Source organism: Clostridium septicum (assembly GCF_003606265.1).
GTDB classification, from domain to species: domain Bacteria; phylum Bacillota; class Clostridia; order Clostridiales; family Clostridiaceae; genus Clostridium; species Clostridium septicum.
This window is the reverse complement of the sequence record NZ_CP023671.1, coordinates 902822-929321: the sequence shown is the minus strand read 5'-3', so window position 1 is coordinate 929321 and position 26500 is coordinate 902822. Positions and strand designations below refer to the sequence as shown.

Here is a 26500-nt window from a genome sequence, read left to right as displayed (position 1 = left end):
TTGGAAATATAAAATATTAAAATAAATTTAAGAAATTTATTGATATATAGATAATATAAATAGTAATATACTATTTAAAGATAGTTTGTGATAATTAGTATAATTTAATCATAATAATATATACGTAAACTCGACAGTATTTGGTATAAATGATATAATTTAATCAATTTCGCCTAGGAGGGAATATTGTGAAGAAGGTAAAATTTATTTATAATCCATATTCGGGAGAAAATGCTATATTAGATAAATTAGATAAGATTATAAAAATACATCAGGAAGCAGGATATACTATTATCCCTTATAGAATAGAAAGGGATGTTGATGTAATTAAAGCTTTTGAAGATTTTAAAGAAAGTAGTTATTATTATGTATTAATTGCTGGTGGTGATGGGACTATAGATACAGTAGTTAATGCTATGGCTAAGTGTGGGATATCCATTCCAATAGGAATACTGCCAGTAGGAACTGCAAATGATTTTGGTAAATTTCTTGGGATGCCATCAGATATTGTGAAAGCTTGCAAACAAATATTAGAATCAGAAGTAACAACAGTTGATCTTGGAAGTATAAATGATAAATATTTTGTAAATGTTGCAAGTACAGGTCTTTTTACAGATATTTCACAAAAAACAGATGTTAACTTAAAAAATACTATAGGTAAACTTGCATATTACTTAAAAGGTCTTGAAGAACTACCTAATTTTAGAAAATTAAAAATTCGTATACACTCAGAAGAATGCCACTATGATGGACAAATATATTTTATGTTGGTATTTAATGGACAAACGGCAGGAAACTTTAAATTAGCTACTAGAGCAGATGCTAGTGATGGGATGCTTGATGTAATAATATTTAAAGCTATTCCTATAATAGAACTTATACCATTATTTGTTAAAGTTTTAAAAGGGGAACATTTAGATTCTAATAATGTAATATATTTTAAAACAAATAATTTATTTATAGAATGTGATGAAAATATAGTTACTGATATTGATGGAGAAAAGGGACCGGATTTCCCATTAAATATAAAATGTATAAAAGGTGGACTAAAAATTTTAGGCGTAAAAATAAATTAAATATAGAATAAAATATAAATTGTATTAATAATTATAAGTAATAGTACTATGAAAGGATAGGAAGTGGGAATTGATAGGATTTAGCTACTTATGTGTATTATTATTTATAACTATATTAATTTTATACTTAATAAAGAAAAATATAAAATCATCACCTAAAAAGATAAAGTTATTTGTTACAATATCTTTAATACCTTTGGTTTTAAGATATTTAGTATTAATATTAGGTGTTGTAATAGAAAAACATTCAGTTATTTATTTATTAAGACATATAATATTTTTAAATTATTTTAGTATTCCGCTAATAATATTAGCAGCTTTATTTATTTTCTTAAGAGATGAAAAAATAAGATTTAATGTTAATTTTATTTTCTTAGCAATGCTATTAGTTGGCTATGTGCTTATGATTTTTTCAAATAAAATAAGCGTATCAATAAATAATGCTTTTGGGTTTGTTTTAATATTGGAACAATATTTAGTACCAACTCTTATATACTTAATAATATTAGCTTCTCTATCTGTTTTTAGCTTATTATATGTTGATAAGCCTTACAGTAATAAATTAGGAATGAAATTATTGCTTTTAAGTCTTGTTATATGCATAGTTGAATTTATATTATTTTTAGGAGGAATAAAATTATTCCCTTATCCAATAATAGGAGAATTGTTAGTTTTAATATCATTATCAAAAGGATTAAGTACCTTTAAATAATATTAATTATTTTTAAAGTTTAAAAGAGATGTTATGTTACAAAGATAGCATCTCTTTTTTTATTATTAAATTTATAAAAAAATTAAGGTATAATAAGGTAAAAATAACATCTTGAAAAGTGTTGCCTTTTTATATTGTTTTAATATAATATAGTATGGGAAAGATAGTACCATACTAGGTATTATCTTTAATATATTATGTTAATTTAGATTAAAAAAACGAGGAGTGAATTTAAGATGGAGGGTGTCCCTCAGAGTATTAAATTATCAAAATTGAATAATAACTATTTTAGAGGAGACATATTAAGTTTAGATTCATTAGTCTAAATATAATAGAATTTTTATAGTAAAGTATATGTTTCCTCTAAAATTAAGGAGGAAGCTATATGAAAAAACTATCAGTATTTTTATACACTAGCATACTAGGAAAGAAGATGTATGATGAATTTGATGAGGTTTTAGGGGTTCTAAGGGATGTTTATGTAACAACTGAAGATGGTTATCCTAGAATTATCGGATATAGAGTCAAGAGAGATGGTCATACCTTCGATTATGAGTTTAGAAGTATTTATTTTTATCAAAGTGAAAATAAAGTAAAAATAATGACTAGAGGTAGTAAGGAAATACTTCCAAGAACATATTCTTATTTATTATCGCAAAATCTTTTAGATAAAAAGATTGTTGATATTAATGGTAAGCAAGTTGTTCGAGTTGATGACTTAAGAATTGCAGAAATAGCAGGAGAATATAGAGTGTTAGCAGTTGAAACAGGTCCATCAGCTAGATTTAGAAGAATGAATTGTGTGAGCCTAGGAAAATTCATATATAAACTAATAAATAAGGATTATGAAGATAAGGTATTAATGTGGGATGATGTTGAATCATTGGAAATGGTCAATAATAATTTACAAATATCAGTACCTTATAAAAAATTATCAACATTGCATCCAGCAGATTTGGCAGATATATTAGAAGATTTAGATGAAGGAGCAAGAAAGCAGGTATTTGAATCTTTAGATGAGGATTTAGCTGCTGATACATTGGAAGAAATAGAACCAGAATATAAAGGAAGTATTATTAAAGAATTAAGTGATAGCAAAGCAGCAGAACTACTAGAAAATATGCCAAATGATGAAATTGCAGATCTTTTAGATGAATTAGATGACGAAGAAAGAGAAAAGATTCTTATAAATTTAGAAAGAGAAGATGCAGAAGAAGTTAAAGAACTACTACAATATGAAGACGAATCAGTAGGTAGTATAATGAGTAAGGATTTTATATCATTTAATATGGATATTACAATAGGTGAGATAATAGATATATTAAGAGAAATGGAAGATCCAGAGGAAGAAGAATTATATTGTATTTATATAACCGATGAGGAAGATAGAGTTCTTGGGGCTCTAAAGCTTATGGATTTAATATTAAATGCAAATAATGTTAAAGCAAAAGAAGTTATGGAAACTAATATAAATGTTATAAGATATGATGTTGAAATACAGGAAGCTGTAGAACTAGCATCAAAATATGATTTATTAACAATACCTGTAATTGATGAAAATGAGCAGTTAATTGGTGCAGTTAGTACTCATGATTTAATTGATGAAGTATTATATCCTACTTGGAAGAAAAAAATAAAATAGATTATTTAAAAGTGTTGACAATTTAAAGATAAGGAATATAATAAAAATATAAAGTATATTAAAATACTCGGAATTAAAGACGATGAAAAAGGAAAGTAACATAGAGGAAGTTTACAGAGAGAAAAGGATGCTGAGAACTTTTCAATGGTAATTTATGTGAAGTGCCCTTTGGAGTTTAAGCCTGAAAGTTTTAGTAAGGTTTTACGGGTTCACCCGTTATAGTGATATGGTATAGGCATTGTACCTAATTTTTGAAGTGAGATTATTTATATAATCTAATTAGAGTGGAACCGCGGATTAACTTCGTCTCTATAATTTATAGAGACGGGGTTTTTTTATTTTTTAGAAATTTATTATTGGCAAATTAAACTAAATAAAAATAAATTTAAATTATAGGAGGAGTTATAAATGATATATAATGGAGTATTAGAATTAATAGGTAAAACACCAATTTTAAAGGTAAGTAATTTAGAGGAAAATAGTGCAGATGTATATGTAAAATTAGAAAAGTTTAATCCAGGTGGAAGTGTTAAAGACAGAGCTGCTTTAGGTATGATAGAAAAAGCGGAGAAATTAGGATTAATAAAGCCAGGAGATACTATTGTTGAACCAACAAGTGGAAATACTGGAATTGGATTAGCTATGATAGGAAGATTAAAAGGATATAAAGTAGTAATAATTATGCCAGAAACTATGAGCAAAGAAAGAAGAGATTTAATTAAAGCTTACGGGGCGAGTTTAGTTTTAACAGAAGGTGCTGAAGGAATGAAGGGAGCTATAGAAAAGGCAAATGAATTAGTGAAACAACATGGATATTTTATGCCACAACAATTTGAAAATTTAGCAAATCCAGAAAAGCATTATGAAACTACAGCAGAAGAAATATACAATTATTTAAGTGATTTAGATGTATTTGTAGCAGGAGTTGGAACAGCAGGAACAGTTACAGGAATATCAAAAAACTTAAAAAATAAAATAAAAAAATTAGAAGTAGTTGCAGTAGAACCAGAAAAATCACCAGTAATAAGTGGAGGAAAAGCAGGAGCTCATAAAATACAAGGAATAGGAGCAGGTTTTGTACCAAAAATATACAATTCTGAATATATAGATAAGGTAATGACAGTATCAGATGAAGATGCATTAAGAACAACAAAAGAATTTGCCATAAATGAAGGAATATTAGTTGGAATATCATCAGGAGCAGCAATATATGCAGCAATGAAAATAGCTAAAATATTAGGTAAAGGAAAAAAAGTGTTAGCAATAGCACCAGATGGAGGAGAAAAATATATATCAATGGGAATATATGACTAATATTCTATTAATTCAGTTCAACACAAAAGGAGGAGAAGGGCTGTGTTTAGTAGATTAAAATATGATTTAGAAAATATACTAGAAAATGATCCAGCAGCTAGAAGTAAGTTAGAAGTTTTTCTTTTATATCCTTGTATTCATGCTTTAATAGCATATAGAATATCTAATTATTTTTACAAGAACAAATGGTTTTTCCTTGCAAGATTAATATCTCAAATATCTAGATTTTTAACAGGTATAGAAATTCATCCAGGGGCAACTATTGGAAAAGGATTATTTATTGATCATGGAATGGGTGTAGTTATTGGAGAGACAGCTGAGATAGGTGACGATGTAACTCTTTATCATGGAGTAACATTAGGTGGAACTGGAAAAGATAAAGGTAAAAGGCATCCAACTGTTGGAAATAGAGTAATTATTGGTGCAGGTGCTAAGGTTTTAGGGCCTATAACATTAGGTGATGACTGTAAAGTAGGAGCTAATACAGTTGTTCTTAAAGATGTACCAAAAGGTGCTACAGCTGTAGGGTGTGCAGGTAAAAATTTAATTAGAAATGTATGTGATATAATAGACTTAGTAGATGAAGACGGAAATACGAAGACTATATACAATGATATGATTATATAGAGGTTTTAAGATGGGAATAAAAGAAGATATACTAGAATACTGCTCCTCACTTGGACTAGATACAGTTGGCTTTATAAAATGTAGAAAATTTGAAGAGCTTAAAGATTTCTATGAAGATAGAAAATTAAAGGGTTTAGAAAACGAATTTGAAGAAGAGAGTATAGAAAATAGGATAAATCCAAACATTTATATGAAAGAGGGGAAAACTATAATTTCTATAGCTTTCCCTTATCTTCATAATATAGATTATATAGAGAATGGTTTTTCTATGTATACTAGAGGATTAGATTATCATAAAGTAGTAAAAGAATATTTAGAAAAAATATCAAATTATATAAATTCTTTAGGGGGAAACGCAATAACTTTTGTTGATAGTAATACACTACCTGAAAGATATATAGCATATTTATCAGGAATAGGATTTATAGGTAAAAATAATATGATTATTACCAAAAAGTATGGATCATATGTATTTTTAGGTGAAATAATAACAGACTTAGAAATTCAATGTGAGGATATTAGAACATTTAGTGAAATTTCTAGTTTTAAAGAATGTGGGAACTGTGAAATATGCTATAGTGAATGTCCTACTAAAGCTATAAATAGAATAAGAAAAAATAGCAATATATGTGTATCATATTTAACACAAAAAAAAGATTTAGAAGATAAGTTTATAAAGCTTTTAGATGGTAGAGTATTTGGTTGTGATAGCTGCCAAAAAAAATGTCCATATAATTTAGAGGTAGAATATTCTACTATAAAGGATTTTTATCCTTTAAATTTTATGAATGAGGAAAATAGCGATTTTTTAATAAATATGGGAAATAAAGAATTTAAAGAAACTTTTCAAATAACTTCATGTGGATGGAGAGGTAAAAATGTTTTAAAAAGAAATGCTATAATAAGAAAGAAATATAATGGAGAAAATATAGATGGATTTAAAACCGACTCACCATATCTTAAGGATTATATACATAGACTTTTTTTTAGGAATAAAATATAATATTACATAGACTAAATTTATAAGAAGGTGGGGGATTATAGTGTTATCACCAACAATGGCCAAAATTATAAACATATTACCAGATTCTTTACTTATAAAAGTTATAAAAATGACTATAAATGGGTATCTTAAAAAATATGCTAATTTAGATGTAAAAGGAATGGAAAATATAGAGAAAGTAGAAGGCGCTAAAATATTTATTTGCAACCATTTAAGTAATGCAGATGGATTAGTTTTAGATAAAGTATTAAAGGAAAAATATGATCCAACCTTTGTAGCAGGAGTAAAACTTTCAAATGATCCAGTAACGAGACTAGGAACTGAAATAGTAAAACATATTAATATAAAACCTAATTCAGCAGATAAAGAAGCTTTAACTAAAATGGTTAAAGTAGTTAAAGAGGGTGGAAACTTATTACTATTTCCGGAAGGAACTAGAAGTAGAACTAGTCAAATGATAGAAGGAAAAAAAGGAGTTTTATTAATAGCTAGGTTAACTAAAGCAGAAATAGTTCCAATAGGAATGTGGGGAACAGAAGAATTATTACCGATAAGTGAATCGGGAGATATGGCATCAGAAAAATTTAAAGATGCAGATGTTCATGTTAGATTTGGTGAGCCAATAACTTTACCTAAGAAAATTGAAGGTGAATCAAAACATGAATTTGAAGAAAGAAGCATGAATTATGTAATGAAATCTATTGCTAATTTATTACCAGAAGAATACAGAGGAGTATATAAATAGGTGATTTTATGAAGCAAAGAACAAAAACTATATTACAAGTTTTAAAAGAAGAATATCCAGATGCACGTTGTGAGCTAAATCATGAGTCTCCATTTCAATTACTAGTTGCAACTATTTTGTCAGCACAAACTACTGATAAAAAAGTTAATGAAGTAACAGAAACATTATTTAGAGATTATAGAGATTTAGATGCTTTTTTGACATTAAGTATAGATGAGCTAGAAGCAAGAATAAAGCAAATAGGATTATATAGAAGTAAGGCTAAAAATATAGTAATGATGTGTAATCAGTTAAAAGAGAATTTTAATGGAGAAGTACCTAAAACTATGGAAGAGATAACTTCTTTAGCTGGAGCAGGAAGAAAAACAGCTAATGTAGTTCTTTCAAATGCCTTTGGGGTTCCATCTATAGCTGTAGATACTCATGTATTTAGAGTATCTAATAGATTAGGCTTAGCTGATTCTGATAATGTTTTAGAAGTTGAAAAGCAACTTCAAAAAGAGTTACCCAAAAAGGAATGGAGCGATACTCATCATCTTTTAATTTTTCATGGAAGAAGATGTTGTACTGCTAGAAATCCTAAATGTGATATGTGTAGATTAACTAAACAATGTAAATATTATAAACAAAATAAAAAGATTGCTACTAAAAAATAAGTAGCAATCTTTTTATTATTTAGAAGTAGTAACGGATGATGCCGATTTTTTATTATAGAAAAACATATATATAGAAGCTCCTATTATAAATATATATCCAATAATACTTAAGTAATCTGGAATTTGATTAAAGATTATAAAACCAATAATTGCCGAAAATATAATTTGTGAATAGTCATAAATAGAAACTTCCTTAGCAGGAGCGTTTTTATAAGCTTCAGTTAAAGCAAATTGAGATGAAGATGCACAAACACCTGCAAGTAAAAGATATATTAATTGTGTTAAAGAAGGTATTTTAAAATTTAATATAACTAATGGTAATGTTGTAATACATGAAAATGCAGAAAACATAAATACTATTGTAGCGCCTTTTTCTTTTCCACCTAAATATCTTACAAAAGTATAGGCTGCACCAGCAAATATAGCTGATGAAATACCAATTATAGCAGGCAACATTTCTACACTAAATGTAGGTTTTATAATAAATAAACTACCTGAAAAAGCTATAACTAGTGCGAAAATCTGTTTATTACTAATTTTTTCTTTAAGAAAAATAAAAGAGAAAATTATAACAAAAAAAGGCGATAATTTATTTAGCATATTGGCATCAGCTAAAATTAAATGATCTATTGCATAGAAGTTTGCAATAATTCCTAAAGTACCAAAAAGAGATCTAAAAATAAGAGCTCTTCTATTTTCAGATTTTCCTACAAAAGAAGCTTTACTTCTAATAATTATATAAGTTGCTACTATAAGGCTTATAAAATTTCTGAAGAAACTTTTTTCTATAGAAGGCAAATCACCTGCAAGTTTTACAAAAGTGCTCATAAGTGCAAAGCCTAGTGCAGATATAAGCATTAATACTATAGCTTTATTTTTATTTTTCATTGTTCCTCCTTAGTTTGATAAAAATTTTCAATTACTAATTCATAATATCATATTTATGTGTATAAAATAATATTTTGATACAAATAAAATTATTCTAGTTGTTACCTATAGAAACTTTTACTATATAATATATAATGATATAATTATAAAGACTTATATAACAAAGACTTTATTATATTAAGAGTTTTGTAATGTGGAGGAATTAAAATGAAAATTGGAGTAATAATGGGAGGAATATCTTCAGAAAGAGAAGTTTCATTAAATAGTGGAAACTCAATAGTTGAAAATATAGATAAAAATAAGTATGAAGTTGTTCCAATAATAATTGATAAAAAGGAAGATATTATAAATAAAGTTAAAGGAATAGATTTTGCTTTATTAGCGTTACATGGAAAATTTGGAGAAGATGGAACAGTTCAATCAGTTCTTCAAACATTAGACATTCCTTATTCAGGATGCGGACCATTAAGTAGTGCTTTATGTATGGATAAAGATCTTACAAAAAGAATATTAAAATCAAATAATATAAGAACAGCAAGATGGTTAAACGTAAGAAGTGTAGAAGAAATAGACTATGATAAAATAGAAGAAATGAAATATCCTGTTTTTATAAAACCTACTAATGGAGGGTCAAGTGTTGCTACATTTAAAATAACTAAAAAAGAAGATGTGGAAGAGGCTGTAAGAGAAGGCTTAAAGTGGGATAATGAGGTAATGATAGAAGAATTCATTAAAGGAGAAGAAATTACATGTCCTGTGTTTAAGGGAGAAATGTTTCCTGTTATAGCAATAAGACCAAAAACTGATTTTTTTGATTATACTCAAAAATATTCAGGGGATGGAGCAGAAGAAGTAATAATAGAATTAGAGGAAAAGCTTCATAAAGAAGTAGAGCAAATGGCTTTAGACACATATAAAGCATTAAAATGTTCAGTTTATTCAAGAATTGATATGATAGTTACAGAGGATAGGACTCCTTATATCTTAGAAGTAAATACTCTTCCAGGAATGACAAAAACAAGTTTATTTCCTAAGAGTGCAGAAGCAAAAGGAATAAACTTTACTAAATTTATAGATATGATTATTGAACATTCAATAAAAGAAAATAGATAATATTAAAGTATATAAAGTAGGGTAAATTAATAATATTTACCCTACTTTTTGTTAAGGTTTTTTTAAGAATTACATAGATATTTTATTAAGATTTAGAATATAGAATAAGGTTAAAGAGTTGATTAAAAATATGTTAAAATTAATCTAGATAAATCAATTTGGAGGTTAGATTAATGGATAAAGAGAAAATTTTAATAGTAGATGATGAAAAGGAAATAAGAGATTTAGTAGAGATATATTTAAAAGGTGAAGGATATAATACATTAAAAGCTGAAAATGGAGAAGAAGCATTAGATATTTTAAAAACAAATGAAGTAGATTTAATAATTTTAGATATAATGATGCCTAAATTAAATGGTATTGAAGCCTGTTTGAAAATAAGAGAAGAAAGAGAAATGCCAATAATAATGCTATCTGCTAAATCAGAGGATATGGATAAAATATTAGGGTTAAATACAGGAGCAGATGATTATTTAACTAAGCCATTTAATCCACTTGAGCTAGTAGCAAGGGTTAAATCACAACTTAGGAGATATAAGAGGTTTAATAATATTACAATAGCTGAAGAAAGTAAGATTACAAAGCATATAAACATATTAGAAATAGATGAAATAACTATAAATTTAGATACACACGAGGTTTTTAAAGAAGGAGTTGAAATAAAACTTACTCCAACAGAATTTGATATTTTAGTTTTACTTGGAACTAATAGGGGAAAAGTTTTTAGTATTGAAAATATATATAATAGTGTTTGGAAACAAGATTTTATGCAATCAGATAATACTGTAATGGTGCATATAAGAAAGGTCAGAGAAAAGATAGAACATGATCCAAGAAACCCGAGGTATATCAAAACAGTTTGGGGGGTAGGTTATAAAATTGATAGGTAGAAAAAAGAAAGAGAATATTGATAAAGAAAAGGTAGGATTATTTAAAAGAATAGAAAATTTTATAGTAAGGTTATTCTATAAAATATATAATTCAGCATTAGGAATTAAGCTTAGAAAATATTTGGAGTGGTTGATAAAAAGAATTGAAAGAAGTATTAGATTTGAATTAGTTGTTGTATTTGGTATATGCTTTTTATCTGCATTTATGTTTTATGGGTTTTCCAATAATATTTTGGCAAGGGAACAAACTAGCACAAGATTAGAATATGATTATGGACAAATTCAATCAGTTGCCAATGATATTGTTTCACAACTTAGTGGTAGATATGAAACATCAATAAATGGACTTCAAGATAAACAGGGAATAGAAGGAATACTTGAGAACTATAGAAACTCTAAGGCTAAAATTTATTTGACTGATTTAGATGGGAAAATATTATATAAGATAAATGGAGAGGTAGAAGAAAAGCTAGATATATATGCTGTTATGGATAAAAGCAATAATACAGTAGAAGATGGTGGAGAGAAGAGTATTATATATCCAGTGAGAATAGGTGAAGATAGAGCATATCTTATATATTCAAAAATTCCAAGACCATATATTAGTTATGATAATTATATAGTTGAAAACTCATTTTTAGCTTTGTTTTTATCGGTTTTAGTATTTATATCTATATTTATAATAGTAACAAATAGAAAAATGAAATATATAGATGAAATAGCTAAAGGAGTTAAAGTTATATCTTCCGGAAATCTTTCACATAGAATAGAAGAAAGGGGGAAGGATGAAATAAAAAATTTAGCAGAAGATATTAATACTATGGCTACAGAAATCCAGACAAGAATAGAAAATGAAAGAAGATCTGAAAAGACCAAGGCTGAACTTATAACCAATGTATCACATGATTTAAGAACTCCTTTAACATCAGTTATGGGTTACATAGGTTTGGTTAAGGATGGAAAATATGAAAATGATGAAGTTATGAAAGAATATTTAGATATTGCATTTAATAAATCAAATCAATTAAAAGAATTAATAGAAGATTTATTTGAATATACTAAACTTAACAATAGTGGAATACAACTTAATAAATCTAAAGTAAATATAATTGACTTTTTATCACAGTTAATAGAAGAGTATATTCCTATTTTTGAAGATAACAACTTAGAAATTAAGAAAAAGTTTGTTGATGAAAGTATTACAGTAGAAATTGATGCAGGAAAGATAGTGAGAGTATTTGAAAACTTATTTTCTAATACAATTAAATACTCATTTAAACCAGGAGAAGTAGTAGTATCAGTATATGAGAATAACGGATATGTGAATATTGTTATTAAAAATAAAGGAGAGAACATACCAAAAGAAAAAATAGAAAGATTATTTGATAGATTCTATAGAGTAGATGAATCAAGAAACTCAAATGTTAAAGGAACAGGATTAGGACTTGCAATTTCAAAAAATATAGTAGAGCTTCATGGAGGCTTAATATGGGCAGAGTCCATTGGGAATGATGTAAGCTTTTTTGTGAAATTAAAGTGTATCAAATAAATATATTAATAAATGTAACTTTTAATATAAGAAAATAATACTCTAATAAAGAGTATTATTTTTTTTATTTGGAGGAAAAATGCAAAATAAAAATCCTAATAGCCTTTTTGGAATAGACATAAACGAATTTACACAAGGAGCTGATTTTGCAACATTAGCTAGAACTATAGATTTTTTATATCTTAGATCGTCAGGCTCAGGATCAGGAAGGTTTAGAGTAGATAAAAAGTTCTTAGAGTTTGCAAGGTTATCAAGGGAATATGGAATTCCAGTTGGAGCATATCATTTTGGAGTACCATCTTATGATTTAACTACAGCAGATTCTCAATGTGATGATTTTATAGGTATACTTCAAGATGGATTTGGTAATAAGAATTATGGAGATTTATTTCCAGTATTAGATGTAGAAGCACCAACAGATAAAACAATTAGCACAAAAGCATTAATAGATTGGATAGACAGGTTTAGGAAGAGATTTGAAAAGAAAACAAGAAGAAGATTAATGTTATATACAGGTTTATTTTTTATAGACCTATATAATAATTTTACTTTGCCGGGAGGGGCTCAACCTTTGAAAAATATGCCATTATGGATAGCTATGTATACAAAGGTACCAAGTAATCCAGCTTATCCACCAGATGCAGGAGGATGGACCAAGTGGAGAATATGGCAATATAGTGAAGATCAAAAAGTTAATGGAGTACAAAACCCAGTAGATGCAAATTGGGGACCTGATAATATAGCATTATTAATGCAACCTATGAATGTTAGGAATTTTAAGGCTGTCAAGGTAGGAAATAATATAAAAATATCTTGGAGAAAAAATACTGATGTTGATTTATTAGGATATAATTTATTTGCAAATGGATATTGGATAGGTACAGTAGATAAAACAGATACAAACTTTGAAGTTAGTACAAGAAATCTACCATTTACACCAAAGGGACCTATAACAATTAGCATAGAGGCATTTGACTATGACGGAGAAACCTCACCACAGAGAAGTAAAGTAACTGTTTAAAACTAACGCAAAAATCCAGAATAATCTGGATTTTTTGCGTTGAATCTTTAGCAACAAAAAATTAATATTTTGTAACTTTAAATTTAAATGAAAACATAATAAAATAAAGTATAATATTTTATACATACTATTAATTAAATTACATAAATTAATAATTAATGTTAAATTTTTTATTTATATTTACAATTATTTTAATTATGATGGGAGGGGTAATAAATTGGTAGACGACAGAAATAAAACTGAGAAAAGGAATTATAAAAATTTTATATCAGAAAATAAAAAATCTATTTATATATCTTTAGCAATTATTATAACAATAATAACAGTGGGATTTATATACATATTTTCTGTTAAAAGCGAAGTAGAGTCATGGCAAAGTAAAATATATCCTAATGTTACTGTACATGGTGTAGATATTGGAGGTTTAACAAAAGAAGAAGCAAATTTAAAGTTAAAAGAAGAATTATCATCTCCAATAATGGATAAAATACTTAAAGTAGTAGTAGATGATAAAGAGATAGATTTAAAATATTCAGAGGTAAATCCAGTATATGATGTGGAATCCATAACAAATGAAGCTTTTTCTTTAGGAAAAGAAGGAAGTCTTTTCGAAAAGAAAAAATTAATAAGTAAAGGCATAAATAAAGAGCTAGATGCTAAAATAACTTATGATGAAAATGAATTAAAAAAATTCGAGGAAAAAGTTAAATCAGAAGTTAATGTTAATGCAAAAGACGCAACTATATCAATAAATGGTGGAAATATATCAGTAGATGCAGAGGTAGCTGGTAAAAAGATAAATGATGATGAGCTACATAAAAAATTAGTTGAAAGCATAAATGGAAATCCATCTGAAGAAATACAGTTAAAATTCACATTAGAAGAATCACAAGCAAAGGTTAAGGAATCAGATCTTAAAAAGATAACAGGAAAAATAAGTTTTTTTACAACATCTTATACAGATACAGGTGATGGAAGAGTTACAAATATGAATATAGCCTTAAAAGCTGTTAATGGAACAGTTTTAATGCCAGGTGAAGAATTTAGTTACAATAATTTAGTTGGAGATACAACTCCGGACAAGGGTTATCAAAAAGCTAACACATATATAGGAAATGAAATTGTTCCTGATTATGGTGGAGGTATATGTCAAGTTTCAACTACACTATATAGAGCAGTAATGGGAGCAAATTTAAGATCTACAGAAAGAGCTAATCATTCATTAACAGTTTCGTACTCAGAGCCAGGTTTAGATGCTACAGTAGCTTATGGGGTAGTTGATTATAAGTTTGTTAACACATACGACTTTCCAGTATATATAGAAGGATATATTAGTGATGGAACAATTGGATTTAATATTTATGGTAATAAAGAAGCTTTAGGTGGGAAAACTTATAAATTAGTAAATGAAGTAGTTGAAAAATATGAACCACAAGTTAAATATGAAGATAATCCATCACTAAAAGAAGGAGAACAAAGAGTTAAGGTTAATGGTATGCCAGGATATAAGGCAAACTCTTACCAAATTACTTATGAAAATGGTGTAGAGGTAAAAAAAGAAAAAATATCTACCGATGTTTATAAAACAACGGATACTATAATTGAAAGAGGAACTAAAAAGGAATAATAGAAAAAGCTATTATTTCACATAATAAATAGAGAGGTAGGGGAATTAGGTTAGTCTAATCCTCTATTTTATTATTAAAAAATGTAAAATAAATTTAACATTTTTCAATTTTTTCGACATTAATTTAAGTGGTATCATATAATAAAATATTACTTAAAGTTATAGAGGAGATTTTTTATGAAATATAAGATGATTTGCATAGATATGGATGGAACTTTACTAGGAAAAGGTAGAGAGATATCAGAAGAAAATAAAAAAATTATAAAAGAAGCTCATGATGAAGGAGCTGAGATTGTAGTAACTACAGGAAGAATATATAATAATGCAGCTTATTTCTCTAATATTTTAGGTGTTAAATCTCCAGTAATAGCAGCAAATGGAGCCATAATAAGAGAAAAGCATGATAGTAAAATAATATATAAAAATACCATTCCTATAGAGGTCTGTATAAGGCTGGTAAAATTACTTTATAAAAACAAGATGCATTTTCATTTTTATACTACAGATAGTATATATTGCAGTAATAATTTAATTAAATTAGGAACAGAAATTTTTATGACTAAGCAAATAGGTTACGATAGCCTTAAAATAAATTACCATGTAGAAAAGACTTTAAAAGGATGGGAAGAGTTATTTAATAGATTAGGAGATAATATAACTAAATGCATAGCATTTTCAACTAATAAGAAAAAAATAAAGAATTTTAAAGAAGAATTGAATAAGGTAGATGAAGTTGTATATTTTGGCTCAGGAAGTTTTAGCATAGAAATTAATCATAAAGGTGTTTCAAAAGGAAATGCAGTACAAGAGTTAGCAAAGTATTATGGATTTAATAAAGATGAAATTATGTGTATAGGGGATAACGAAAATGATTTATCGATGATACAATATGCAGGTCTTGGAATTGCAATGGGAAATGCAATAGATGCAGTTAAAAAAGCAGCGGATTATATAACAGATACAAATAAAAGGCATGGGGTAGGTAAAGCTATAAAAAAATTTGTTTTAAAGAAATAAAAAAAGTATGTAAATACTTATGTATAAGCATAATAACATTGAGGTGATTTTATGTTTATACCAGATAAAGTAGTTTTTGACGAAAAAGCTTTAAAATATCAACTAGGAATAGAATTACTTAATAGATTTAAAAAAGAAAATATAGAAGTACAAATAAATAAAAGTGGTAGAGTTATTGGAAGCAATAAAGAAACAGATAGAGAAAAATATTTTAATGGCAAAAGGACTTTAGTTGTAGGCGTAAAAGGAGATACAAAATTTCAAAGTTGCAAGCCATCAGCACATTATCAGTTACCATTAGTAAGTGGATGTATGGGGATGTGTGAATATTGCTATTTAAATACACAATTAGGGAAGAGACCTTATATAAAAGTTTATGTTGATATTGATGAAATATTAAATAAAGCTTTTAAGTATGCAGAAGAAAGATTACCGGAGGTAACAGTATTTGAGGGTTCTGCAACATCAGATCCTATACCAGTTGAAGATTATACACATGGATTAAAAAAAGCTATTGAGGCATTTGGAGCTAATGAAAATACTAGATTTAGATTTGTAAGTAAGTTTAAAGAGGTAGATGAGTTTTTAAAACTTAATCATAATGGACATACAACAATAAGGTTTAGCATAAATACAAATGAGATTATAAGAAAGTATGAACATGGAACAGATTCTATTGACGAAAGAATAGAAGCTGCTAAGAAAATAAAAAAAGCTGGATATAAGTTAGGATTTATAATAGCACCTGTTTTTATGTATGATGGATGGAAGGAAGAATATGGTGAGCTTTTAGAAAAAATAAAAAATGAATTTAGAGGGGAAAAAGTGGAATTTGAGGTTATATCTCATAGGTTTACAGAAAGAGCTAAAAATAATATATTATCAATATATCCAAATAGTACTCTACCAATGGATGTAAATGATAGAAAATTTAAGTTTGGTCAATTTGGGTATGGTAAGTATGTGTATAAAAATGAGGAACTTCAAGAGATGAAGGAATTCTTTAAAAAAAGTTTAGTTGGGGCTTTTGACGAGAAGAATATAAAGTATATAATATAAAAACATTTAGTAAATTGTTAGCATTTTCTTTGACTAATATATTTCTATATAGTATCATTTTCAATAGGAAAAGTTTAATAAGTAAGGTGTGGCCATCTTACTTTTTTAGTTGGAGGGTGAAAGACTTGAATTTAAATATAGTATTATATCAACCTGAAATTCCTCAAAATACAGGAAATATAGCAAGAACATGTGTTTTAACAAATTCAACATTACATTTAATAAAACCTATGAGTTTTAGTATAGATGATAAGCATGTAAAAAGAGCAGGACTTGATTATTGGAAAGATTTAAAATTAGAAATTCATGAAAGTTATGAAGATTTTATGAAAAAATACGGTAATGAAAGAATATTTCTAGCTACTACTCATGGAGGAGTACATTATGATGAAGCTTCATTCCAACAGGGTGATTTTATCATGTTTGGTAGAGAATCTTCAGGTGTTCCAGAAGATGTTCATAACAAACATAATGGAATAAGAGTACCTATGATTAAAAGTAGTACTAGAAGTTTAAACATATCAAATACAGTTGCAATTGTAGCATACGAAGCTTTAAGACAAATTGGTTTTCCAGAAATGAAATAGATAATTAGGGGGAGAGCTATATGCAAAAAATAAAAATTGTTACAGATAGTTGTTTAGATATTCCACAAGAAATGATAAAGAAAAATAATATAGAGGTTTTACCAGTACTAATTAACTTTGGAGAAGAAAGTTATATAGATATGGAAGAAATAAACCCAAAAGAGATGCAAGAAAGAATAGAAAAGGAAAATATTTTACCAACTACATCTCAGGTAACGCCAAGTAGATTTGAAGAGTGTTTTAGAAAAAATTTAGAAGAAGGATATAAGGTTATAGCAATTATAATGTCTTCTAATATGAGTGGAACATATCAATCAGCATGTTTAGCAAAAAATATGGTAGAGTCAGATGATATAGTCATTATTGATACACAAACTATTACTTCAGGTCAAGGATTATTAGTTTTAAAGGCATGTAAATTAAGAGACGAAGGATTATCATTAGAAGAAATAGAAAAGGAAATATTAAATACTATTCCTAAAGTTAAAAGTTCATTAGCATTTGAATCTTTAGAGAACCTTGTTAGAGGCGGAAGAATATCAAAAGCAGCAGGAGCTATAGGAACTGCTTTAGGACTTAGAATTATATTAGAAGTTAAAGATGGTATAATGTCTGTAAAGGATAAGGTTAGAGGAAGTAAAAAGGCTTTCAAGAAAATAATTTCAGATTATGAAGCTGCAAATGTAGATCCAAATGAGCCTGTAATGTTACTTCAGTGTGAAAATCCAGAGCTTTATGCTGTTTTAAAAGAGTACTTAACTTCAAATAATATTAAACATATTGATACAGAAGTAGGATGCGCAGTTGGAATACATTCAGGTCCAAAGGCAGGAGGATTATTTTTTATAACTAAATAGGAATTATAATATAAATATATGCGTTAAGTAGTAGGTAGTTATTACTTAACGTTTTTATTTTTCATAAAATTAATATATTAAATGAATAAAAGTTAAAATATAGAATAAAATGAAGGTTTTTCCTAGTGAAGGTTGAATATAAGATATTATATATAGCTATAGGAAGGAGTTGGTATTAATAAGGTAATTAAATTCAAAAGTTCATATAGCAAATAAAAAGATAGAAGCGGGGGATAAAAATTGATAAAAAGAAATAAAAAAATGATTTCGTTAATTATGGCCACGACACTTTTTATTGTAGCAACAGAAGGAGCATTATGGGGAACTGGAAAGTATGTAGGAGCATTAACATCCTGGGGATCAGAGTGGAATAATAATCCAGATGTTTTTCAGGTAAATAGAGAAGAGGCACATTCAACTTTTGTATCATACAAAGATAGTTCTACAGCATTAAAATATGAACAAATGCCTATTAGCCAAAGAGGAATAAGAGTAAATTCAGATTACCATATGTTACTAAATGGTCAATGGGATTTTAATATAGTTGATAAACCAGATTTACGACCTACTGAACTGACAGAAAACGGTTTCGACACAGAGGAATGGACTAATATAAGAGTTCCAAGTAATTGGCAAACGGAAGGATTTGATTACCCAATATATACAAATACAACAATGCCATGGACTGGAAGAGAAAATCCGCCGCAAGGAGGAGCACCAGTTCAATATAATCCAGTAGGAACATATCAAAGAAAGTTTGATTTGCCAGAAGGATGGAATACTGAAAGAAGAGTATATGTATCTTTCCAAGGTGTAGAATCTGCATTTTATCTTTGGATAAATGGAGAGAGAGTTGGGTATTCAGAAGATAGCTATACAGCTAAAGATTTTGATATAACAAATTATTTAAAAGACGGGGAAAATACTATTTCAGTACAAGTATTTAGATGGTCAGATGCAAGTTGGGTAGAAGATCAAGATTTTATAAGATTAAGCGGTATTTTTAGAGATGTTGCCATTTATTCTACTCCAGAAGTTCGTATAAGAGATTTTGGAGTAGTTTCAAATTTAGATGAAAAGTATGAAAATGCAACTTTAGATATAGAAGTAGATTTATCAAATTACTTAAAAAATAATGATGAATATACAGTAGAAGCAATGCTTTATGATGGAGAATATAATAAAGTATTTGAAGAACCAGTTATATCAACTACTGATTTTTCAAGTTCAAGTAAATTAAATAAAGATGCAAAACGAAAAGTTTTAAATATGAGTAAAGAAATACAAAATCCAAGAAAGTGGTCTGCAGAAGATCCATATATTTATACATTAATTTTAACTTTAAAAGATAAATCAGGAAATGAAATGGAAGCAGTAAGCACTAAAGTTGGATTTAAGAAAATGGAAATTAAAGATAGACAAATACTTATAAATGGACAACCTATATATTTTAAAGGTGCTAATAGACATGAAACAGACCCAACTGATGGTAGAGCTGTATCTGTGGAAAGTATGATTGAAGATATAAAAATAATGAAATCACATAATATAAACTCTGTTAGAACATCACATTACCCAAATAACCCGGCTTGGCTTGAATTATGTGATGAATATGGCTTATATGTTGTAGATGAAGCTAATATTGAATCACATGCAGCTAGATTAGCAGGAGATCATATACCAGGTAACAAACCACAGTGGTATGAAATGTGTTTAGATAGAATAAAGAGCATGGTTAAGAGGGACAAAAATCATGCATCGGTAGTTATGTGGTCTTTAGGAAACGAAGCAGGTGCAGGTTCTGGATTTATAAGGTTAGCAGATTGGATTAGAGAAAATGAACCAACAAGACCAATTCATTACGAAGGTGATTATAATTCAGAAACTAGAGCATCAGATGTATATAGTATGATGTATTCAAGTCCAAGTACATTAGCTTCATATAATACTAGAAGTAAACCAGTTATATTATGTGAGTATGCACATGCTATGGGTAATAGCATTGGAGATTTAAATAGTTATATGGAAACTTTTGAAAAATACGATAATCTTCAAGGTGGATTTATATGGGATTTTGTAGATCAAGGTTTATATAAAAATATAGAAGAGAAGTTTACTATTGTTGATTCAAGTAAAAATAACTTTAATGCAGAAGTTAAAGAGGGTGGAAAAGTAGAAGGAAAACAAGGAAATGCCTTAAGAGGGTATGCAGTTTTACCTAATGATGAAAGGTTAAATGTAACAGGGAAGGGATTAACTGTTGAAGCTACAGTTAAACCTGAAGAATTATCTACTGGACATAATGTATTTGTATCAAAAGGAGATAACCAATTTGCATTAAAAGAAAGTGCAAATTATGAAGGTTCAGGAAAAAGAGGATTAGAATTCTTTATATACGATTCTAGTATTCCAGGAAGTTACACTCAATGGGTATCTGCAAGTACAACAGATCTTCCAGATAATTGGGAAGGCAATTGGCATGATATAGCTGGAACCTTTGATGGGGAAAATGTAAGACTATATATAGATGGTGAAGAGGTTGCTGTTAATGCTAAAACTGCAAGTATAAGTTCATCTAACTATGCAGTGGCAATTGGTGGAGATACTCAAGAAAATAGAAGAAGTAATTCAGCCATAGATAATGTAAGAATATATAATAAAGCTTTATCAAAAGAGGAATTAAATGATAAAGGAAGGCAACCAGATGATAATACAGTTCTTTGGATGGATTTTGAAAATTGGAAATCAACTAAGCCAGAAGGTGTAGATAGATTTATTGCATATGGTGGAGACTGGGGAGATAATCCTAATGATAATAATTTCTGTGCTAATGGATTAGTTAATGCAGATAGAACAATAAAACCACAACTTATAGATGTGAAGTATCATTATCAAGATATTGAAATAAGAGATTTAGACATTAAAAATGGAAAAATAACTATTGAAAATGAAAGTTTATTCACTAATATAAATAAATATAATGGAGCATGGGAGCTAGTTAAAGATGGGAAAGTTATTCAAAATGGTGAATTAAATGTGGATATAGAACCTTTAGCTACTAAAGAAATTATAGTTCCATTTACAATGCCTGAAGAGATAGATAGAGGATCAGAATATTTTATTAATATAAAGTTCACAGAAAAAGAAGCTACAAAGTGGTCCGAAGTAGGTCATGAAGTAGCTAAGCAACAAATTAAAGTTAATTTAACTGAAGAATCTAAAGATGTATTAGATACTTCTAATATGGATAATTTACAAGTAGAAGAAACTGATTCTAATCTTAAAGTTAATGGAACTGGATTTGAGCTTAATTTTGATAAAAACACTGGAAATATAAGTTCATTTAAAAATAACGGTAAAGAACTTTTAAGTAGTCCTATTGAACCAGATTTTTGGAGAGCCCCTAATGATAACGATAGAGAAAATGGAATGCCAAATAGAACAGCTACTTGGGAAAAAGCTGGTAAAAATAGAAGTGTAAGTAATGTGGCTATAGAAAAGGGAGAAAAAGTTATAAAAATAGAAATAGAATCAACTTTACCAACAACAACAGAGTCAGAATATAAGAATATAATTAAAATCTATGGAAGTGGAGATGTAGTTATAACTTCAGAGTTAAAACCAGGATCTACATCATTACCAGAAATTCCGGCAATAGGAATGGAATTTAATATGCCTTCGGAGTTTGAAAATTTAAAATGGTTTGGCAGAGGACCATATGAAAATTATTGGGATAGAAACATGAGCACTGACGTTGGCATATATGAAAGTACAGTTGATGATCAATATTTTGATTATATAGAACCACAACAAATGGGAAACAAAACAGATGTAAGATGGTTAACTTTAACTAATAATGAAGGTGTAGGGTTAATGGTATCAGGTGATGATTTAGTTGAAACATCAGCTCTTCATTATACAGAAGAGGAGCTTGGAACTAAAGCACATCCGTATGAGTTAGTTAGACAGGATGAAGTAAATGTTAATATAAATTATAAACAAATGGGACTTGGTGGAGATGATAGTTGGGGAGCAAGACCACATGAAGAATTCCAATTAAAACCAAATAAAGACTACACATATAGAATGAGAATGAGGCCTATAGATATAAAGAGTCAAAATCCAATGGAAATAAATAAATTAGCATTACCATTTGAATTAAAAGAAAATCAAGAAATTTCAATAGATGGTATTAAGGGACATAAGCCAATTTTACCAAATAAAATTGAAGTAGAAACAACAGATGGAATACTTAAAGAGGTTTCTTTTAAATGGAATGAAATTAATGAGTCAGATTATAATACAGTTGGAACATTTACTGTTGAAGGAACTATTACTGGAACTACAAATACAGTAACAGCAACAATAACAATTAAAGAATTGGAAGAAGTTTCACCTAATATAAGTGCTAAGTTAGGAGAAAGAGTATTCTTACCAAAGGAAATAGATGTTAAATACAGCGATGGAAATAAAGTCACTGTACCGGTGGTTTGGAATGAAGTAGAGGATTCTATATTCCAAATAGCAGGAATTCATAAGGTACCTGGTAAATTCACATTATTTGGTATAGATTTTGACGTAACAGCTAAGTTAAATGTGGCAGATGGAGATTATGCAAGTGATATAGATTGGAAGAGTGCTACAGTTGGTTGGTCAACTATAAAGAAGGATAAATCAATAGATGGTAATCCACTAAGATTAATATTAGGAAATAAAGTTGAAACATTTAAAAAAGGATTAGGAACTCACACTGATTCTACAATAATTTATGATGTTACGGGAAAAGATTATAAATATTTCCAAACTTATATGGGTAACGATCAGGAAATGTCAGGGGCAAATAGTGATGGTATTAATTTCTTAGTTTATGTAGATGAAGAACTTGTTTATGAAAGTGGTAAAATGATGCCAGATACTCCAGCTAAATTTATAAATATTGATATTGAAGGAAAGAGAGAAGTTAAGTTAGTTGCCGATAAAATTGGTCATAATGGAAGTGATCATTCTGATTGGGCAGATGCAATGTTTATTAAAAAGGCTGAAGAAATAGTTGATGAAAATATAGGTGACTTTAATGAAAATGGTGTATTAGATATTGGAGATGTAGCATTAATATCTAAAAACTATGGAAAAAAAGCTACTGATAATGATTGGAACAATGTAAAGAAATTTGATATAAACAAAGATGGAATAATAAATGAAACAGATGTAAATATTTTGACAGATAAAATGCTAAATAATTAAAGAAAAAATAGCTAGGAGTTAAAGCCTAGCTATTTTTATTTGGGAAACAATATAAATTCTATAGTATTTAAAACTTAAGTATTTTCTTACAATATAAGAGATTGATAAAATTTAAACAATATTTACTTGATATATTAATTGTTTACAGTTTATACTTGTATTGGGGTACATAATATATTTATTTAAATATTGTGTTATTTTTTGAATGAGGGTGTTTTGTATGAAGCTAGACTTTAATTTGAACCTATCTCAAGAGCAAAAACTTATAATGACTCAGCAAATGCAATTATCTATTAAGTTGTTGCAAATGCCAGCATATGATTTAAGAGAGTATATAGACAAAGAGTTTTCAGAAAATCCTATGTTAGAAGGTAATTTTGATATGGTCCAAGAAGAAATTACATGTCAAGATAAAATTAATTATAAGGAGATGATTAAATATTTAGAGTTTGATAATTATGGTTCACAAAATTATTCAGACTATGGTGATAATGAGGTGTCTCCATTTAATTTTATATCTGAGAAACATTCATTAAAGGAATATTTATATGAACAATTATGTGAATTAAATGAAAATGAATTAGTAAAGAATATAGCAAAATATATAATTGAAAATTTAGATGATAGAGGATATTTAACTATGTCTTTATCAGATATGAGTAAAGAAATACATATTGAAATAGAGATTTTAGAGCAAGCATTAGAAATAATTCAAGAGTTTGAACCAAATGGTATAGGAGCAAGAGATTTAAAAGAATGTTTAAAAATTCAGCTTATAAATCAAGGGTTATTAGATGAAGAAATAAAACTTATAATAGATGAGTACTTAGATTTAATAGCAGACAACAAATTTACTTTAATAGCTAAAAAGTTAAAAATATCTCCTAAGAAAGCACAAGATTATGGAGATATTATAAAATCTTTAGAACCTAAACCATCAAGAGGTTTTTTTACTGGAGATGAAGTGAATTTTATAATTCCAGATGCATGTATTAGAAAAATAGATAGAGAGTATTTTGTAATTACGAATGATAATATATTGCCAAAACTTTCTATAAGTAATGTTTATAAGAAAACATTACTTAATGGCGGAGATAAAAAAACAGAAGAGTATATAAAAGAAAAATTAAATAGTGCAATGTTTTTAATAAAAAGTATAGAACAAAGAAGATCAACTCTAGTTAAAGTATTAGAAGCCATAGTTAGAAGACAAAGGGAATATTTTGATAAAGGTGAAAAATATTTAAAGCCCATGACTCTAAAAGAAATAGCAGATGAGCTAGGAATACATGAATCAACAGTAAGTAGAGCAATAAAAGATAAGTATGTATTAACAAGTATAGGAACAATTAAAGTTAAAAATATGTTTAAATCAGGAATTACATCTAATAAAAATGGAGAAGATACAACTGTAATAAATATAAAAAATCAAATAGAAATTTTAGTAAGTAATGAAAATAAGAAAAAACCTTTATCAGATCAAATTATTTGTGATGAACTAAATAAAAAAGGTTTGAATATATCTAGAAGAACTGTGGCAAAATACAGAGAGGAATTAGGAATTAAATCTTCTAGTAAAAGAAAAAGAATAGAATAAACATAAAATTATAGCAGTTTAAAAGGGAATTTTATAAAATAAACTAATAACTTATAAAAAAATTATTAAAAAACATGAAAGTTTTAGAAAAATTTTATAAACCCCTTTTAAAATATAAAGAAGTGTTTTATAATAATAAATGTGGGACACATAAAAAATGTGTGGGACATTTTGAGACCAAAGGAGGGTTGGAAGTGCAGGAAATATTATCTTTGCAAAAAAAAATAGTTCCTGAACTTGTGGAAGTCCTCGAGAAAAGATACAATGTATTAAGAACTATATATTATAATCAGCCTATAGGAAGAAGGGTTTTAGCAAATCAACTTGATTTAGGAGAGAGAATTGTAAGAACTGAAATAAGTTTTTTAAAGTCTCAAAATCTTATAGAGATTAACACTCCAGGTATGACTGTAACTAAAGAGGGACAAGAAGTAGTTGATAAGTTAAAGGATTTTATGCATGAGATAAAAGGTTTATCTGATATCGAAGGAAATGTAAAATCATTCCTAGGTTTAAGAGAAGTAATAATTGTTCCAGGAGATGTAGAAGCAAATCCTATGGTATTTAAAGAGCTTGGAAAAGCAGCAGCCAATTATTTAAAGTCAATTATAAAAGATGATAATATAATTGCAATAACTGGCGGGAATACTATAAGAGAATTTGTAGATGCTTTTCCTAAGGTTAATAATGTAAACAACATTCTTGTTGTTCCAGCAAGAGGTGGAATGGGAAGAAAAGTTGAAATACAGGCAAGTACTTTAGCAGCATCTTTAGCTAAAAAGTTAAATGGAAATTACAAAATGCTCCATATTCCAGAAAATTTAAGTTTAGAACTTTTAGATACTTTACTTAAAGAAAAGGAAATAAAAGAGGTTATAGACCAAATACATAAAGCTGATATATTGATTTATGGTATTGGTAATGCACTTGTTATGGCAGAGAAGAGAGGGGTTTCATTAAAGGAATTTAATAAACTTAAGGAACTTGATGCTGTAGGAGAAGCGTTTGGATGCTATTTCAATGAAAAAAGTGAAGTAGTTTCAGAAAATACCACTATTGGTATAAAGATAAATGATGCTAAAAAAATTAACACACATATTGCAGTAGCGGCTGGAAAAAATAAAGTAGAGTCAATTTTGGCAACTATGATGAATAACAGCAATGCCGTATTAGTAACAGATGAAGCTGCAGGAAGAAAAATAGTAGATTTCATAAAGGAAAGCCATAATAAATAAGTTTAAAATTTTTAATTTTAATATATAACTATTTTTAGGAG

The 26500-nt window shown here is 27.9% G+C and carries 21 protein-coding genes and 1 other annotated feature; of the genes, 20 read left to right on the top strand and 1 reads right to left on the bottom strand.

Features of this window, described 5'->3' with window-relative positions; all coding sequences use genetic code 11:
• The first annotated feature begins 188 nt into the window (after nucleotides 1-188).
• The 8 genes from CP523_RS04095 (at nucleotide 189) to nth (ending at nucleotide 7775) form a co-directional block, all read left to right on the top strand.
• On the top strand, nucleotides 189-1076 hold the full coding sequence (locus CP523_RS04095; RefSeq protein ID WP_066676898.1) for a YegS/Rv2252/BmrU family lipid kinase: 888 nt from the start codon (nucleotides 189-191) through the stop codon (nucleotides 1074-1076).
• Between the two features lie 70 nt (nucleotides 1077-1146).
• Nucleotides 1147-1788, top strand: a complete 642-nt coding sequence (locus CP523_RS04090) for a hypothetical protein (RefSeq protein ID WP_083089505.1) — start codon at nucleotides 1147-1149, stop codon at nucleotides 1786-1788.
• Between the two features lie 385 nt (nucleotides 1789-2173).
• The gene (locus CP523_RS04085; protein WP_066676903.1) at nucleotides 2174-3430 is read left to right on the top strand and encodes a magnesium transporter MgtE N-terminal domain-containing protein; all 1257 of its coding nucleotides are present in this window, start codon (nucleotides 2174-2176) and stop codon (nucleotides 3428-3430) included.
• 73 nt (nucleotides 3431-3503) lie between these two features.
• Nucleotides 3504-3744 (top strand) — a binding site (T-box leader).
• Nucleotides 3745-3838: 94 nt separating this feature from the next.
• Nucleotides 3839-4744, top strand: coding sequence for a cysteine synthase A (gene cysK / locus CP523_RS04080; RefSeq protein ID WP_120140509.1), 906 nt, complete (start codon nucleotides 3839-3841; stop codon nucleotides 4742-4744).
• 42 nt (nucleotides 4745-4786) lie between these two features.
• Nucleotides 4787-5371 carry a serine O-acetyltransferase EpsC gene (epsC, locus tag CP523_RS04075; protein WP_120140508.1) on the top strand — a complete coding sequence of 195 codons (585 nt, stop codon included), beginning with the start codon at nucleotides 4787-4789 and terminating at the stop codon, nucleotides 5369-5371.
• Nucleotides 5372-5381: 10 nt separating this feature from the next.
• Nucleotides 5382-6374, top strand: a complete 993-nt coding sequence (gene queG / locus CP523_RS04070) for a tRNA epoxyqueuosine(34) reductase QueG (protein ID WP_066676909.1) — start codon at nucleotides 5382-5384, stop codon at nucleotides 6372-6374.
• A 40-nt stretch (nucleotides 6375-6414) separates the two neighbouring features.
• A complete protein-coding gene (locus CP523_RS04065) occupies nucleotides 6415-7119 on the top strand; it encodes a lysophospholipid acyltransferase family protein (RefSeq protein ID WP_066676911.1) in 705 nt (234 codons plus the stop codon).
• Nucleotides 7120-7127: 8 nt separating this feature from the next.
• The gene (nth, locus tag CP523_RS04060; protein WP_066676913.1) at nucleotides 7128-7775 is read left to right on the top strand and encodes an endonuclease III; all 648 of its coding nucleotides are present in this window, start codon (nucleotides 7128-7130) and stop codon (nucleotides 7773-7775) included.
• A gap of 15 nt (nucleotides 7776-7790) precedes the next feature.
• Here the strand turns inward: nth and CP523_RS04055 are convergent, their stop codons facing one another.
• Complete coding sequence (locus CP523_RS04055; RefSeq protein ID WP_066676915.1) at nucleotides 7791-8663, bottom strand: DMT family transporter; 873 nt, start codon at nucleotides 8661-8663, stop codon at nucleotides 7791-7793.
• A gap of 207 nt (nucleotides 8664-8870) precedes the next feature.
• On the opposite strand from CP523_RS04055, the gene CP523_RS04050 reads away from it, so the two are divergent.
• The 12 genes from CP523_RS04050 (at nucleotide 8871) to CP523_RS03995 (ending at nucleotide 26459) form a co-directional block, all read left to right on the top strand.
• Nucleotides 8871-9776 (top strand): D-alanine--D-alanine ligase, encoded by a 906-nt coding sequence (locus CP523_RS04050; protein ID WP_066676917.1) that lies wholly within the window; start codon nucleotides 8871-8873, stop codon nucleotides 9774-9776.
• 173 nt (nucleotides 9777-9949) lie between these two features.
• A complete protein-coding gene (locus CP523_RS04045) occupies nucleotides 9950-10666 on the top strand; it encodes a response regulator transcription factor (protein WP_066676919.1) in 717 nt (238 codons plus the stop codon).
• Entirely contained in the window at nucleotides 10656-12215 is a 1560-nt protein-coding gene (locus CP523_RS04040; protein ID WP_083089507.1) for a sensor histidine kinase, read from the top strand. Before CP523_RS04045 ends, CP523_RS04040 begins: the two co-directional genes overlap by 11 nt.
• 79 nt (nucleotides 12216-12294) lie before the next feature.
• Nucleotides 12295-13236, top strand: coding sequence for a glycoside hydrolase family 25 protein (locus tag CP523_RS04035; RefSeq protein WP_066676921.1), 942 nt, complete (start codon nucleotides 12295-12297; stop codon nucleotides 13234-13236).
• A 217-nt stretch (nucleotides 13237-13453) separates the two neighbouring features.
• Nucleotides 13454-14863 carry a VanW family protein gene (locus CP523_RS04030; protein ID WP_066676923.1) on the top strand — a complete coding sequence of 470 codons (1410 nt, stop codon included), beginning with the start codon at nucleotides 13454-13456 and terminating at the stop codon, nucleotides 14861-14863.
• Between the two features lie 177 nt (nucleotides 14864-15040).
• Nucleotides 15041-15880, top strand: a complete 840-nt coding sequence (locus tag CP523_RS04025) for a Cof-type HAD-IIB family hydrolase (RefSeq protein ID WP_120140507.1) — start codon at nucleotides 15041-15043, stop codon at nucleotides 15878-15880.
• Between the two features lie 51 nt (nucleotides 15881-15931).
• Nucleotides 15932-16939, top strand: a complete 1008-nt coding sequence (splB, locus tag CP523_RS04020) for a spore photoproduct lyase (protein WP_066676929.1) — start codon at nucleotides 15932-15934, stop codon at nucleotides 16937-16939.
• A 125-nt stretch (nucleotides 16940-17064) separates the two neighbouring features.
• Nucleotides 17065-17526 (top strand): tRNA (cytidine(34)-2'-O)-methyltransferase, encoded by a 462-nt coding sequence (locus tag CP523_RS04015; RefSeq protein ID WP_066676933.1) that lies wholly within the window; start codon nucleotides 17065-17067, stop codon nucleotides 17524-17526.
• A gap of 20 nt (nucleotides 17527-17546) precedes the next feature.
• The gene (locus tag CP523_RS04010; RefSeq protein WP_066676934.1) at nucleotides 17547-18383 is read left to right on the top strand and encodes a DegV family protein; all 837 of its coding nucleotides are present in this window, start codon (nucleotides 17547-17549) and stop codon (nucleotides 18381-18383) included.
• 240 nt (nucleotides 18384-18623) lie between these two features.
• Nucleotides 18624-23627: a glycoside hydrolase family 2 TIM barrel-domain containing protein gene (locus CP523_RS04005; protein WP_120140506.1), complete on the top strand. Its 5004-nt coding sequence runs from the start codon at nucleotides 18624-18626 to the stop codon at nucleotides 23625-23627.
• A gap of 220 nt (nucleotides 23628-23847) precedes the next feature.
• Entirely contained in the window at nucleotides 23848-25224 is a 1377-nt protein-coding gene (rpoN, locus tag CP523_RS04000; protein ID WP_066679259.1) for an RNA polymerase factor sigma-54, read from the top strand.
• Nucleotides 25225-25418: 194 nt separating this feature from the next.
• Nucleotides 25419-26459 carry a sugar-binding transcriptional regulator gene (locus tag CP523_RS03995; protein ID WP_066679261.1) on the top strand — a complete coding sequence of 347 codons (1041 nt, stop codon included), beginning with the start codon at nucleotides 25419-25421 and terminating at the stop codon, nucleotides 26457-26459.
• The last annotated feature ends 41 nt before the right edge of the window (nucleotides 26460-26500 follow it).